At 61.7% G+C, this 14,986-nt stretch carries 7 protein-coding genes; all 7 read left to right on the plus strand.

What is annotated here, in order from left to right; all coding sequences use genetic code 11:
• Positions 1–47: 47 nt before the first annotated feature.
• The 7 genes from BUB78_RS01640 to BUB78_RS01670 all read left to right on the plus strand — a co-directional run bounded on the left by BUB78_RS01640 (position 48) and on the right by BUB78_RS01670 (position 14,976).
• The gene (locus tag BUB78_RS01640) at positions 48–2,594 is read left to right on the plus strand and encodes an ATP-binding protein (RefSeq protein WP_073194256.1); all 2,547 of its coding nucleotides are present in this window, start codon (positions 48–50) and stop codon (positions 2,592–2,594) included.
• Positions 2,595–2,727: 133 nt separating this feature from the next.
• On the plus strand, positions 2,728–3,840 hold the full coding sequence (locus BUB78_RS01645) for an efflux RND transporter periplasmic adaptor subunit (protein ID WP_073194623.1): 1,113 nt from the start codon (positions 2,728–2,730) through the stop codon (positions 3,838–3,840).
• Positions 3,837–6,935, plus strand: coding sequence for an efflux RND transporter permease subunit (locus BUB78_RS01650; RefSeq protein WP_073194258.1), 3,099 nt, complete (start codon positions 3,837–3,839; stop codon positions 6,933–6,935). Before BUB78_RS01645 ends, BUB78_RS01650 begins: the two co-directional genes overlap by 4 nt.
• A gap of 90 nt (positions 6,936–7,025) precedes the next feature.
• The gene (locus BUB78_RS01655) at positions 7,026–8,834 is read left to right on the plus strand and encodes an autotransporter assembly complex protein TamA (RefSeq protein WP_073194626.1); all 1,809 of its coding nucleotides are present in this window, start codon (positions 7,026–7,028) and stop codon (positions 8,832–8,834) included.
• Positions 8,834–12,571, plus strand: a complete 3,738-nt coding sequence (locus tag BUB78_RS01660) for a translocation/assembly module TamB domain-containing protein (protein ID WP_073194260.1) — start codon at positions 8,834–8,836, stop codon at positions 12,569–12,571. Before BUB78_RS01655 ends, BUB78_RS01660 begins: the two co-directional genes overlap by 1 nt.
• A gap of 341 nt (positions 12,572–12,912) precedes the next feature.
• Positions 12,913–13,746: a DMT family transporter gene (locus BUB78_RS01665; protein WP_139279225.1), complete on the plus strand. Its 834-nt coding sequence runs from the start codon at positions 12,913–12,915 to the stop codon at positions 13,744–13,746.
• Between the two features lie 135 nt (positions 13,747–13,881).
• Positions 13,882–14,976: an OmpP1/FadL family transporter gene (locus BUB78_RS01670; RefSeq protein ID WP_073194262.1), complete on the plus strand. Its 1,095-nt coding sequence runs from the start codon at positions 13,882–13,884 to the stop codon at positions 14,974–14,976.
• Positions 14,977–14,986 lie beyond the last annotated feature (10 nt).

Genomic DNA, 14,986 nt, shown 5'->3' on the forward strand with positions numbered 1-14,986 from the left:
TCTCCCTGACACCCGAGAGGGCCCGACACCCGGAGGGGAAAATCGCAATGCCGACCGATAAGGTGCTGAGCTTCGTCGCAAGCCGTCGCTTGCAATTGGCCGCGCTAAGTGCGGTTGTCGCGCTGTGCCTGCTTGCCGCCTCGGTCCTCATCAATGCAGTTTTTGAAAAGCTTGATCGATACAGCACCGCAAGTCAGGACGGCGTTTATTGGACGATGTCCCAGATCGAAGTCGACCAACTCAAGCTGATCGTCGAGCTTGAACGCATGAAGGTCGCCCAAAACCCGGATTTCGCCCAGCTGCGCCAACGGTTTGATTTGTTTTACAGCCGTGTGATGACGCTGAGAAATGCCGCGGTTTACCGCAGTATTCTGGACGGAACGGATGTCGCGGCAGATGTTCAGGCCATATTCACCCGGTTGGATGAGATGGTGGTGATGATCGATGGCGATGACCAAAGCTTGCTCGGGTCGCGCGACAGGATTCTGTCGCTGGTGACCAGCATGACCACGCCGATCCGCGACATCGCGATTGCCGGAATCAGCGTCGGCGCGGCGCGTGCTGATGGCGAGCGCAATGTGCTCACCCAGCAGATCATAACTCTGACCGTGCTGACGATCATGATGTTGAGCGCCCTCTTCCTTGCGCTTCTGCTTGTATGGCGGCTTTATGAAGATTCGCAGCGGCAGGCCGAACAAAGCCGCAACACCACCAACCGCCTCACGACAATTCTCAACACCTCGCAAGACGGCATTTTGGTGGTGGGCCCCTCTGGCGAAGTGCAGGACACCAACGGCGCGGCCGATCGTATGTTCGCGCTGCCTCAGGCTGACAAATCGTCTGTTCCGATCAGTAATTTTCTGTTTCGCACCGACCCCGATGGCGGCCTCACACCGCTGACCGGGCGGAGGCTTCTGGCGGAGTGCGAACAGGGTTCGAAACGCTTTGACGACCTTGTCGTGCGAAGTCTGGATGGCCGCGAATTTCCGGCGGAGATTTCGGCAGATATCGCCCGTCGCGGTGAAATGTCGGTTTGCATCTGCTTTGTGCGCGATCTCTCCGAACGCCTTGCCGCCGAGGCCGAGATTGTGTCAGCGCGCGATCGCGCCCTGTCGGGCGAACGGGCAAAGGCGCGCTTTCTGGGAATGATCAGCCACGAGATGCGCACGCCGCTGCACGGCATTCTGGGCGCGCTTGATCTGTTGCATGACACGGGTCTCACAAGTGAACAGGAACGCTATGCCAAGGTGATGAAATCCTCGGGGCAGATGTTGTTAACCCAGATCAGCGACGCGCTTGACATGACCCAGGTCGGCGCCGGCAAGATGGTTCTGCGGAGGGACGTGTTCGATCTTGACGGGATGCTTCAGGAGCTGGTCGAAAACCAACAGGCCCTTGCGCGGGCTCAAAACAACAAGCTTGAGCTTTTGATCGCAAAAGATGGCCTTGGCCGCGTCGAGGGTGACCGTGGCCGGATCTATCAGGTCTTGCTCAATGTGGTGTCAAACGCAATCAAATACACCCAAAACGGCCAGATCACCATCGAGGCGGCGCGCGCCGCATCCTCGCCCGATGTGGACCCGATCGTAGAATTCCAGATCAGCGATACCGGCGTCGGGATCAGCGAAGAGAACCTGGCCCGCGTTTTCGATGATTTCGTGCGCGTCGGGTCGTCTGATGCCAATCAGCCCGAGGGCACCGGCCTTGGCCTTGGCATCGCGCGCCATCTCGTGACCCTGATGGGCGGTGAAATCGGGGCCGAAAGCCTGCCCGGCGAAGGCAGCCTGTTCTGGACCCGCATTCCACTGCCGGTGAAAAACCGCGCCCCCCCTGCCCCGCGCGCCGAAACGGCCCCGGCCGTCATCGCGCCGCTTGATGTGCTGGTGGTTGAGGACAATGCCAATAACCGGCTGGTGATCGAGGCGATGCTGAAGAACGACGGCCACCGCGTCACGCTGGCCTGTGACGGCGTTGAGGGTGTCGCATTTGCTGCTGAGACGCTATATGACCTGATCCTGATGGACATCAACATGCCCCGCATGGACGGAATTGAGGCCACGCGCCGCATTCGCGCCGACAATGGCGCCTCGTCAAGCACCCGGATCGTGGCCCTCACCGCGCATTTCAGCTCGGACAAGGCCACCGAACTGCGCGCGGCGGGGATGGATGCGGTGGAAACCAAGCCCCTGCGGCGCGCGACCTTGCGGGATATTCTGGCGGGCATTGCCACGACGATGCAGGCCCACAATCCTTCGATTGTCGTCGATAACAGCATGCTGTCGCAACTTGGCACCTCTCTTTCAATGGCAAGCATCATCGGCCTGCTCGACAGGTTTCAGGCCGAAGGCACGCAGATCATCGCGGATCTCGACACCCTGCACGCCATGCCCCCCGAGGTGCTTGCCGACCGCTTGCATGGCTTTTCCGGCTCTGCCGCCACCACCGGCGCCGTTGCGTTGCAGGCGATTCTGGAACAGGCCGAAACCGCGCTTCGGCAGGGCGACAAAGATACGGCAGCGCATCTGTTGAAAGAATTGCCAAAGATTTGGACCGACACGATGGCGCATCTGTCTGCGCGTCACCGGGCCGCCTGATCGCAGTCGGGCGAAGCCGATCACAAAGAGTTGCCTTTCGCCGGACTTACTTTAGATTCCTGTTAAATTATACTGTTTCAACAGCGCCCCATGGTAATTGGGCCTGTTTTTCCTGAACGGGGCCGCGATATCCATGTCAATCTGGAAACAACTCTTGCTCCTTTGTCTGCTCGGGGCAACCGCCTATGGCGGGTTCAAAGCCTATAAGACCTACCTTGCCCCCGATGCCGTGGCCGAGGCCTCATCCGGCGGCCCGCGCCCGGTGACCGTAGAGCTGGCCACCGCCAAAACCCGGCTTTTGCAGCAAACCATCGAGGCGGTCGGCACCACCCGCGCGTTGCAATCCATTGATATTGTGCCCGAGGTCGATGGCCGCCTGGTCGAACTTGCGATCACCCCCGGAGCGCGTGTGGAGAAGGGCGATATCCTCGCCCGGCTTGACGATACCATCGAGCGCGCCGATCTGGCCGAGGCCGAGGCCGTGCTGACCGAACAGCGCCAGAGCGTCGAGCGTATCCGCCAATTGCGCCTGACCAATGCCGTGTCCCAAGCCAGCCAGGAAGAGGCGACCGCCCGCCTTGCCGAGGCCACCGCCGAGGTCGAACGCGCCCGCCGCCGCCTCAAAGACCGTGTGATCACGGCCCCCTTTGCCGGTGTTGTCGGTCTGACAAATTACGATGTCGGCGCGAGGGTCTCGGAAGGGCAGGTTCTGACCCGGCTGGACGACCTGAGTGAAATCGAGGTTGAATTTTCACTGCCGGAAACACTCTTTGCGCAGGTGTCGCGCGGTCAACCCCTGAGCGCGGTAAGCGCCGCCTTTCCGGGCCGTGAGTTTACCGGCACGATTGATGCGGTCGACAACCGGATCGATCCGGTCAGCCGCGCCTTTCGCACCCGCGCCCTTATTCCCAACCCCGACAGCACCCTGCCTGCGGGCATGTTCCTGTCGCTCAAGCTGATCCTGTCACAAAGCGAAGAACTGGTCGTGCCCGAAGAGGCGATCATCTTTCAGGCGGCCGAAACCTATGTTTTCGTCAACGAGGGTGGCAAGGCAGCGCGCCGTGTTGTGGTCACCGGCCAGCGGCTTGACGGCATGATCGCGATCACCTCGGGGCTTGGTCCCGGCGAAGAGGTGATCACGCGCGGCTTGCAACGGGTGCGCCCCGGCAGCGACCTTAAAATCAAGGGCGAGGATGAAGGCGCCACCGCCAAATCCAGCGCCGGAACGCCGGAAAAAGCGACATGACCCTCTCGGACATCTCGATCCGCCGCCCGGTTCTGGCCGCTGTCGTCAGCCTTTTGATCGTGATTTTCGGCCTTGCCGCGCTGCGCTCGGTGCCGGTGCGCGAATTGCCGGATGTGGACAATGCGGTTGTCACCGTCACCACCACCTATCGCGGCGCCGCACCCGAGGTGATCGACACCGACCTGACCGAAACCATCGAGGGCGCGATTGCCTCGATCTCGGGCATCCGCTCGATCAGCTCCGAGAGCCGTCAGGGCCGCTCGCGCGTTACCATCGAATTTGACAGCGGCACCGATATCGACGTGGCCGCCAATGATGTGCGCGATGCGGTTGGCCGGGTGCGCGGCGATATCCCCGAAGAGGCCGACGAGCCGCAGGTCGTCAAAAGCGACGCCGATGCCGACCCGGTGATGCGCCTTGCCATCACCTCTGACCGGATGACCACCGCCGAGATCACCGATTACATCGACCGTTTCGTAGTCGATCGCATTGCCACGCTTGAAGGTGTGGCCAATGTCGACATTTACGGCGCGCGTCCCTTTGCGGTGCGGATCTGGATCGACCGGCGCGCCCTTGCCGCGCGCAATCTGGCGGTGTCGGATGTCGAGGCCGCGCTCAGGCGCAACAATATCGAGCTGCCCGCCGGCGAGGTCGAATCCTATAATCGCCAGCTTTCCGTGCGCCTCAACAGCCGGATGAGCAGCATTGAGGATTTCCGCGATATCGTGCTTGATCGCGTCGCCGGATACCCGGTGCGCCTTGGCGATGTGGCGCGCATCGCGCCCGGCGTCGCCGATGACAGCACCATCGTGCGCACCAACGGCAAGGATGCCGTCGGCGTTGCCGTTCTGCGCCAGAGCCAGTCGAACACGCTGGCCATTTCCAAGGCCGTGCGCGCCGAGATCAAATTGCTGAACGCGAGCCTGCCCGAGGGCATGGAGATCATCGTCGGCTCGGATGATGCGCTTTTTGTCGGGGCCTCGATCCGCGAGGTGGTGATCGCTTTGTTCATCTCGCTGTCCCTGGTGATTGCGGTGATCCTCTTGTTTCTGCGCAGTATTCGCGCCACGCTCATCCCGGCGATCACCATTCCGGTTTCGTTGATCGGGTGCTTTATGCTGATCGGTCTCTGGGGGTTTTCACTCAACACGCTGACGCTTCTGGCCTTGCTGCTGGCGATCGGATTGGTGGTCGATGACGCGATCGTTGTGTTGGAGAACATCCAGCGCCGGATCGAGCTTGGGGAATCCCCTCTTGTGGCAAGCCTCAAGGGCGCGCGACAGGTGACCTTTGCGGTGATCGCCACCTCTCTGACGCTGGTGGCGGTGTTTGTGCCGCTGTCGTTCATGCCCGGACAGGTCGGGCGGCTTTTCGTCGAATTCGGCTGGGTCATGGCGGGCACGGTGGGGATTTCGACCTTTGTGGCGCTGACCGCCTGCCCCGCCCTTGCCGCCAGGATTCTGAGCGCGCGCAAGATCCGCAAGGCGGCCGCCGACACGCCAGAGCGTGCGCCTGTCGTGCTTCGCATCTATCGCGGGCTGTTGGTGCGGGCCATCGGCATGCCGCTGGTGGTGCTGGCGGTGACCTTTGTGCTGACCGCCGGGGCGGCATTGTTTTATGACGGCTTGCCCCGCGAATTGGCACCGCGCGAAGATCGCGGCGTTGGCTTTGTGCCGCTTACCGCGCCGCAAGGCAGCACCGTCGCCCATTCCGACATGGCCGCGCGTCAGGTCGAGGAAATCCTTGAACCGATGCGCCAATCGGGCGAGATCGAAACCGTCTTTACCTTCACCGGCTGGGGCGGTCGCGCCTGGCGGTCGTTTGTGGTCTATCGCCTTGCCCCCTGGGAAGAGCGGGATCGCCCGATTTCGGCCCTCGTCGGCGAGATTGCCCCGCAAATGGGCAACGTCACGGTTGCGCGCGGCTTTCCGGTCACGCCGGCCGGGCTTGGCTTGCGCGGCAATTCCACCCCGGTGCGGGTGGTGATTGGCGGCCCGGATTTTGACAGCGTCAAGGACTGGGCCATCGAGCTTCTGGCGCGCGCCGAAAACGTCGAGGGGCTGGTCAACCCCGAGATCAACTTTGAACAGAACCTGCCGCAACTGGACGTCAGCATTGATCGCGCGCGCGCCGATGACCTTGGCATTTCGGCCGATGTGATCGCCGCCACGCTCCAGACCATGCTGGCCTCGCGCGAGGTGACCACTTTCGTCAGCCGGGGCCGCGAGTACCCGGTGCTGGTGCAGGCCGAAGAGGCCGACCGGCGCACGCCTTCGGATATCTCGAACATCTTCCTGCGCGCGGGCGACGGCGAAACCCTTGTGCCGCTTGGCGCGCTTGTGACGCTCAATGAAAACGCCGCCGCGCCGTCGCTTCGCCGGTTTGACCGCCTGCCCTCGATCCAATTGTCGGGCGCGCTTGCGCCGGGCGCCGATCTTGGCGGGGTTCTGACCCAGCTTGAAACCATTGCCGCCGAAATCCTGCCGCCCGAGGCCAAGCTTGGCTATGACGGGCAATCGCGCACCTACAAGGACACCTCTGGCGGGGTTGGCGTGGTGTTTCTCTTGGCCCTGTTGATCGTTTACCTTGTGCTGGCAGCGCAATTTGAAAGCTTCATTCACCCGCTGGTGATCATGCTCACCGTGCCGGTGGGCGTGGCCGGCGCGATTTATGCCATGGCCCTTGGGGGGCTGTCGCTCAACGTCTATAGCCAGATCGGGATCATCCTGCTGATCGGGCTGATATCCAAGAACGGCATCCTGATTGTCGAGTTTGCAAATCAATTGCGCGATGAAGGCTACGCTGTGCGCGACGCGGTGATCGAGGCCTCGGTCCTGCGGCTGCGCCCGATCGTGATGACGGCGATTTCAACGGTTCTGGGCGCGCTTCCGCTGGTGCTGGCCAGCGGTGCGGGCGCTGAAAGCCGGATTGCCGTGGGCACGGTGATCGTTGCGGGCCTGAGCATGGCGACGGTGCTCATGCTGTTCGTCACGCCGGTGCTTTATGACCTTCTGGCGCGGTTCACCAAGCCGCGCGGCGCCGTGGAAAAGTCGCTTGAGGCCGAGCTTGCCGCCAGTTATCAACCAGCTGAGTGACTTTCCGCCTATTCGCCTTAGTTGGTTGCGCCGGGTGGTATTCTCCTGTGCAAGATGCGATCATTCCTTATGTTCAGCGGATCCTTTGACGTGGCAGAATCATATTTGAAACACTCGCTTTTCGCCGCTCTCTTCGGTACCCTGCTGACCTTTGGCGCGCAGGCTGCAGAGGTCACATTCAACGCCCCCCAAGCGTCGGAAAAGTTTACCGACAAATTGCGCAGCGCATCGCTCAGCCTGACCACCGCCGCACGCGAGGATGCCACCGCGCAGGATCTTCTGGCCGCCGCGCAATCGGATTATGCCCGCCTGATCGGGGTGCTTTACGCCGAAGGCTATTATGGCGGCGTGATCACCATTCGCGTCGATGGCAAAGAAGCCGCAAGCATCCCGCCGCTGCGCGCGCCCGGCGACATTCACCGGATTGATATCACTGTGGAGCGGCGTAGCAGATTTGCCTTTGGCATCGCCCGTGTGGCGCCCGTGCCGGCCAATGCGGACCTGCCCGAAGGGTTTGCCACCGGCAAGCGGGCCCGCGGTGACCTGATTGGCGAGGCCGCGCGCAGCGGTGTGAATGCCTGGCGCGATGCGGGCCATGCCAAGGCAGATATCTCGCGCGAGTCGATTACCGCCGATCATGCCCGCAAGACCCTTGATGCCGATATCTCGCTTACGCCCGGCCCGCGCCTGCGCTTCGGCACGTTTGAGGTTGCCGCCTCTGACCCGCCAAGCCGGGTTCGCGCGTCGCGTATTCGCGCCATTGCCGGCCTGCCCACAGGAAAAACCTTTTCGCCAGAGGCGCTTGCCCAATCGGCCACGCGTTTGCGGCGCACCGGTGCGTTTCGCTCGGTGGTGGTAACCGAGGCCGAGACACCAAATCCCGACGGCACGCTTGATATCAGCACCCGCGTGGTAGATGCCAAACCCCGCCGTCTGGGGGCCGGCGCCGAGCTGTCTTCGCTTGAAGGGCTGACATTGAGTGGATTCTGGATGCATCGCAACCTTCTGGGCGGGGCCGAACGGTTGCGTTTTGACGCGATGATCGGTGGCCTCGGCGGCAATTCGGGCGGCGAGGATGTTCGCCTGTCTGGCCGCTTTGAACGCCCTGCCACCATTACTCCCGACACAAGCCTGTTCTTGCTGGCCAGTATCGAGGACAGAAACGAACCCGATTATCGCGAGCGCAGCGTCGAAATCGGCGGTGGCTTTCGTCATATTTTCTCCAAGCAGCTCACCGCCGAGGCCGGCATCACCTATCGCTATTCCGAGATTGACGACGATCTTGGCGCGCGCAGCCTGCAACATCTGCTCTTGCCGCTGCGCGCCACATTGGATCGCCGCGACAATGCTCTGGATGCCAAATCCGGCCAGTTCATCGACCTTACGCTGACGCCTTTCGTTGGGCTGGAAGAGGACAGCGGAACCGGCACACGCCTGTTCGCTGATGCGCGCACCTACCACAGCTTTGGCGCGGCGGATGGCGTGACCGTGGCCGCGCGCGCTCAACTAGGCTCGGTAGCCGGGGCAACGATAAGCGATGTGCCCGCCGATATGCTGTTTTATTCCGGGGGCGCAGGCACGGTGCGCGGGCAAGCCTATCAATCCCTTGGTGTGGACCTGTCACCCGGCGTGACCGTCGGGGGGCGTGCCTTCATGGCATTTTCCGGCGAGCTGCGCACGGATGTGACGACATCCATTCAGGCGGTAACCTTTGCCGATACCGGCTTTGTCGGCCAGGATTCCTTTGGGTCCGGCAAAGGCGAATGGCATAGTGGCGCCGGGGTCGGGGCGCGCTACATGACCGGTGTCGGCCCGATCCGTGTCGATCTTGCGACGCCTCTGGGTAATGACGCAGGTCGGAAATTTGAACTTTATATCGGGATTGGACAGGCCTTTTGATGCGCTTTCTGCTTATCATCACCGTCTTGCTCAGCTCCCTCGCCACCCCGCTTCTTGCCCAGAGCGAGGACGAGGATCGCGGCTATCTTCAGGGACTGATCGAGGACAGCCTGTCGGGGGCCGGACGAGTTGTGCGTATCACCGGTTTCAAGGGCGCGTTGTCGTCTCAGGCCACAGTTGAAGAGCTGAGCATCGCGGATGACGCCGGGGTCTGGCTGACGCTGCGTGACGTCACGCTTGACTGGACCCGAAGCGCGCTTTTGGCCGGTCGGATCGAGGTAAACCGCCTCTCTGCGGGTGAAATCGACCTGCCGCGCCTGCCCAACACCCAGGAAGATTTGAGCCCGGAGATGGCCGAGGCGAAGCCGTTTGCCCTGCCCGAGCTGCCGGTGTCGGTGAATATCGGCGAGATCAGCGCCGAGACCGTGACCCTTGGCGCGCCCATTCTTGGCCAGAAGGTGACCTTGCGCCTGACCGGTGCCTTGTCGCTTGGCTCGGGCGAAGGCGAGGCCCAGCTTGACGTGACACGCCTTGATGAGCGCGGCGCGCTGACCCTGATTGCGGGATATGCGAATGAAACGCAGGTTCTTGCACTTGATCTCAAGCTGCGCGAAGACGAGGGCGGCATTGCCTCGACCCTTCTCAACCTGCCCGACAGCCCCTCTATCGCGCTGTCGATTTCCGGTGAGGCGCCGCTGTCGGATTACACCGCCGAGATCAACCTGTCATCATCTGGCGAACCGCGCCTTGAGGGCACGGTGAACATCCGCGCCGACGGTCCGCCCGATGCCATGAAGCGCGAGTTCAGTGCGGTGCTTGCCGGTGATCTCACTCCCCTTCTGCCCGCTGAGTATCGCCCGTTCTTTGGCCCCGACAGCCAATTGGTGCTGCAAGGCGTGCGCGAGGCGAGTGGCGCGCTCGATATATCCGACGTCAACCTGAGCGCCGCTCAATTGCAACTTGGCGGCTCTCTCTCGCTGGATGCGGAGGGTTGGCCCACGACCTTTGCACTTGCGGGGCAACTTGGGGATGGCACAACGCCGGTGCGCCTGCCGATATCGGGCCCTGCGACGCAGCTTATGTCGGCGGTTATTGACGCCCGGTTCGATGCGGCGCGCGGTGATCGCTGGCGCGCCAATGTCACCCTGTCAGAGCTTGCGCAACCGGACCTGAGCATCGCAAGCGCCAGCCTTTCGGGGCGCGGCGCGATCCGGCGAGTGGCCCCGCGCGGGGTGTCGGCGCTGAGCGAATTCAGCATTAGCGGCCTTGCCCTGAGCGATCCGGCCCTGGCCGAAGCCGCCGGTGATGCCTTGTCGGGCCATGCCATGATTGACTGGGCCGAGGGCAAACCGCTGCGCATTCTGGGGCTGCGCGTGCTCAGCGGTGGCGCGCGCCTGTCGGGGCGGGCCAGCATCGACAACCTTGCCGATGGCTTTCCCGTAAGTGGCGAGGCCCGTCTTGAGGCCCCCGATCTGGCGCGCTTTGCTGCCCTCGCAGGTCAGGATATCGCCGGCCAGGCCAGTGCCGAGATTTCCGGTTCCGGCAGCCTTCTGGGCGGTGATTTCGATATTGAGATCGGTGCTGAGACCCGCGATCTGGCACTTGGTGTCACCCAGCTTGACCCGCTTTTGACAAGTCCCGGCACGCTTACCCTATCGGCCAAACGCGACACGACGGGCACCGATTTGCGCAGCCTCGTGATCAAGAATGACGCGCTGCGTGCCACCGCTACCGGGCGGCTGAACTCGAAAAGCGGCGCTCTGACCCTTGCCGCGCGCCTCGGCGATTTGGCGCTTGCGGACCGCCGGCTGAGCGGCCCTGCCGAGACCAGTGTCAACGTCGCCTGGCAGACCGGCGGCGATGTCACCCTGACCGGGCTTGAGGCCGAGCTTATGGGGGCAACGATCAACACCACCGCAAGCCTGACGCCCGACGCACCCGGCCTGCCCGCCAGAGGCAATCTGGCGGCCGAGATATCCGACCTGTCGCGCTTTAATGCGATCTCTGGCCAGCGTTTGCGCGGCACCGCGACCCTGACGCTGGTGGGCAATGCCACGGTGCAGGATCAATCCTTCGACATCACCACCTCACTTGACGGTGAAAACATCGGCACCGGCATTGCCGAGCTTGATCGCCTGATTGCAGGCCAGATCGCCCTTACGGCCAAGGCCGCGCGCACCCCCGAGCGCATCGAGATCGAAAACCTGAGTGTCGAAACCCCGCAACTCTCGCTCAAGGCCGAGGGTGAGGGCGGCGACAGCCCGGTGAATTTTTCCGCGCGGCTGGCCAATCTGGGCCTCTTTGCCCCTGACTTCAGCGGCCCTGTCGCCGCCGAAGGGAACGCGCGCCTGATTGGCCCCGATGCGCGCCAGATCGCGCTCGCCATGAACGCGCAAGGCCCCGGTGGCACCACGGCGCAGGTTGATGGCGATATTCACGAGCATGGTCAGCGCCTTGACCTCGCGGCGCGCGGGGCGCTTCCGCTGGCGCTGATCAACGGGATGATCAAACCAAATGCCCTGCTTGGCACTGCGCGCTATGATCTGCGGGTCAACGGCGCTCCGGGGCTTGCGGCGGTGTCGGGCACGGTGACCACCGATGACACCCGCATCGCCCTGCCCGGCACCGGCCTTGGCGTCGATAACCTGAGCGGCACGGTCACGCTTGCCAATCAGCGCGCCGAGACCGATTTCACCGCGGCGATGCGCGATGGTGGTCAGATCAGGATCAACGGGCCGGTTGGCCTGACCGGCGGGTTCAATGGCGATCTGGCGATTGCCCTCGCGGGTCTCGTGGTCAGCGATCAGGAGATTTACAGAGCCACCGTCAACGGCAGTGTAACAGTCGTCGGCCCGATGACCGGCGGCGCGATGATTGGCGGCACGCTGAACCTTGAGGAAACCAACATTCGCATTCCTTCCGGGCTTGGCGCCAATTCGGTTACCCTGCCCGGTCTGCGCCATATCAGCGAACCGGCAGAGGTGCGCGCCACCCGGCGGCGCGCAGGCTTGATTGCGGTCAAAACCTCGGGTGGCGTTCGGCCCTTTGGCCTGAATTTGCAAATCAACGCGCCCTCGCGGATTTTCGTGCGCGGGCGCGGGCTTGATGCGGAACTTGGCGGGCGTTTGCGACTGGCGGGGACCACCAATGCGGTTGAACCAGAGGGTGTGTTTCAGCTCATTCGCGGGCGTCTGGATATCCTTGGCAAGCGGCTGGATCTGACCGATGGTTTGGTGAACATGCAGGGCGCGCTTGATCCCTATATTCGCTTCGTAGCCGAAACCACCGCCGAGGATGTGACCGTCATGATCGTGGTCGAAGGCCTGGCCAGCGCCCCCGAGATCAGCTTTACATCAGAGCCCGACCTGCCTGAAGAAGAGGTGGTTGCGCGGCTGCTGTTCGGGCGCGGGCTTGATACGATATCGCCGTTTCAGGCGGCGCAAATGGCCTCGGCCATTGCCACGCTTTCGGGGCGAAGCAGCCTTGATGTGGTCGGCACATTGCGCGGCGCCGTCGGCCTGAGCGACCTTGATGTGACCCAGACCGAAGACGGCGATACCGAGGTCAGCGCCGGCGCCTATATCTCGGATAAATTCTACTCAGAGGTGATCGCCGACAGCACCGGCAAGCAACAGATCAACCTCAACTATGACCTCACCAACTCGATCACCCTCAAGGGCGGCGCATCAAACGAAGGCAACAGCGGCATCGGTGTATTTTTCGAAAAAGATTACTAGGACCTGTGGCACAGCAGGGTGCTTTGGTCGATCAAGGCGGCGTCAAATCCGCCTTAACCGGGGCCTGTAGTGAGCGCCGCAACCGGATGCCCGATGATTGCGACGAGGTCAGCCCTTTGTCGAAACATGGTCCGCTGACATCATAGTCAGTTTGCGTTTGTGTGCCGACATGCTAACACGTGCTGTCTCTTGACCGAAGGCCACAAAACAAAGGCGCCGCCCGTGCTTGCAGCCCCCAATCAGCGCCGACATTGCCTGGTACCTTTTGGCATAGCTGAATGACAACGGCTTTGCCCCCTCCGCGTCAAAATCCGGGCGCGGTTTTGCGTGCCGCCATGTGGATGCTGGGCGCAGTCCTGGCGTTTTCGTCGATGGCGGTGGCGGGCCGCGCGGTGAGCTTTGAGCTCGATACATTCGAGATCATGATGTATCGCAGCATGATCGGCCTTTGCCTTGTGGTCAGTGTCGCCGGCATAACCGGCCATTATCGCCAGATCACCACCCGAAGCCCCGCCACCCAACTGATTCGGAATATCTTTCACTTTTCCGGGCAAAACCTGTGGTTTTACGCGATCACGGTGATTCCCCTGGCCCAGGTGTTCGCGCTTGAGTTCACCGCGCCGCTCTGGGTGCTGATCCTGTCGCCTCTGGTGCTTGGCGAACGTCTTACGAAAATGCGCGTCCTGGCCGCGATCATCGGCTTTATCGGCATCCTGATCGTCGCGCGCCCAAGCCCCGAGACGCTTAGCCTTGGCACCATCGCGGCGGCGGCGGCGGCAATCGGTTTTGCCGGCTCGATCCTGTTCACCAAGCGGCTGACGCGCAGCGAGACGTTGACCTGCATCCTGTTCTGGATGACCCTGAGCCAAAGCATTTTTGGTCTGCTTTGTGCCGGGATTGACGGCGATATCGCCCTGCCCTCGCTGGCCTCGGCACCGTGGCTTTTGGTGATTGCATGCGCCGGTCTGACGGCGCATTTTTGCCTGACCTCAGCCCTGTCAATTGCCCCGGCCACCCTTGTGGCCCCGGTTGATTTCACCCGCCTCCCGCTCATCGCGATTATCGGGCTTTTGGTCTATAACGAGCCGATAGATGCGATGGTCATCCTTGGCGCGGCAATAATTTTCGGGGCAAATTACCTGAACTTATGGTCAGAAACCTCCAAAAGACGCTAATCGTCCCAATGTTCTCGCTTAAAGTGTGACCAGCAGGCCACCGGTTGCTTCCGTAGGATCAGTGACGCCGCGTCAAACATTGACCGGCAGATTACTGCCGATAAAGATCAGGTCAACTTCTGGAGGAGAGGCCCAATGAAAAGACTCACACTTGCAGCAACCACCCTGGTTGCTGTCGCAGGCACCGCTCAGGCAGGCGAGATTGAGCGCCGAGGCGACCCATCGATGATTTTGTTCGAGAAGAGTAAAAACTATGTCGAGCTGTCTGCGGCAACTGTTCACCCCAACGTTTCCGGTGCGCCGCGAGGGGTGCCAACCGGCCCGACTGGCAATATTCAGAAAAGTTATCAGTCATTCGCGGGTGGCTACAAACATCAGTTGAATGAAAAGGTTGCTCTGGCCCTGGTCATCGACGAACCTATTGGGGCTTCTGTAGATTACAACAGGGCCGGTGCGTTCTTCGCCGGATCGAATGCAGAGGTAAATTCTATCGCCGTGACCGGGATGGCAAAGTATAAGTTCAATGACCGGATGAGCGTCTATGGCGGCCTGCGCTATATGGGCCTTAGCGGAAACATTCAGGTTATCTCGCCGGCTACAGGTGGTAGCGCCCTGGCGCCCCCCGGGCCTTATTCTCTCAACGTGGATAAGGATTATCAGTTCGGGTATCTTGTGGGCGCGGCCTATGAAATCCCCAGCATCGCAATGCGCGTCGCGCTGACCTATGAATCCAAAACCGAGCATGATTTCCGCGATAACAACGGGTCTCCGTTCAAAGTTGAAATTCCTCAGGCTGTCACGCTTCATGCACAATCCGGCATAGCCACCGACACGCTGCTTTTCGGCTCTGTCAAATGGCGGGAATGGACAAAATTCAAGGTGCAACCGGCCGACTTCTTCCAGTTTTCCCCGGCCCCCGCAAACGTGCCGATTGCAAGCGGCCCCAGCGATATCTGGACATATGAGCTTGGTATCGGTCGCAAGTTGAGTAAAAACTGGAGTGGCGCAGCCATCCTGGGATACGAAAAGGACCAGGGCGATGTTGTTGGCAACCTTTCGGGCAAGGACGGCTATATCAGCTACGGGCTGGCGGCAACTTATGAAAACGAAGCCATAAAAGTCACCGCCGGTGTTCGCTATTTTGATGTTGGCAGCGCGGACACGTCGGTATCAAGCTTTTCGGGCAGTGATGCGATTGCGTTCGGCACCAAGGTCGGGTTTAAATTCTAAACGCCCATCG

The sequence above is a fragment of the Roseovarius marisflavi genome (genome assembly GCF_900142625.1).
GTDB lineage: Bacteria > Pseudomonadota > Alphaproteobacteria > Rhodobacterales > Rhodobacteraceae > Roseovarius > Roseovarius marisflavi.

What these genes read in the sequence shown, in the direction of transcription:
- BUB78_RS01640 (WP_073194256.1), top strand. Translation starts at nt 48, where the DNA reads ATGCCGACCGATAAGGTGCTGAGCTTCGTCGCAAGCCGTCGCTTGCAA.
- BUB78_RS01645 (WP_073194623.1), top strand. Translation starts at nt 2,728, where the DNA reads ATGTCAATCTGGAAACAACTCTTGCTCCTTTGTCTGCTCGGGGCAACC.
- BUB78_RS01650 (WP_073194258.1), top strand. Translation starts at nt 3,837, where the DNA reads ATGACCCTCTCGGACATCTCGATCCGCCGCCCGGTTCTGGCCGCTGTC.
- BUB78_RS01660 (WP_073194260.1), top strand. Translation starts at nt 8,834, where the DNA reads ATGCGCTTTCTGCTTATCATCACCGTCTTGCTCAGCTCCCTCGCCACC.
- BUB78_RS01665 (WP_139279225.1), top strand. Translation starts at nt 12,913, where the DNA reads ATGCTGGGCGCAGTCCTGGCGTTTTCGTCGATGGCGGTGGCGGGCCGC.
- BUB78_RS01670 (WP_073194262.1), top strand. Translation starts at nt 13,882, where the DNA reads ATGAAAAGACTCACACTTGCAGCAACCACCCTGGTTGCTGTCGCAGGC.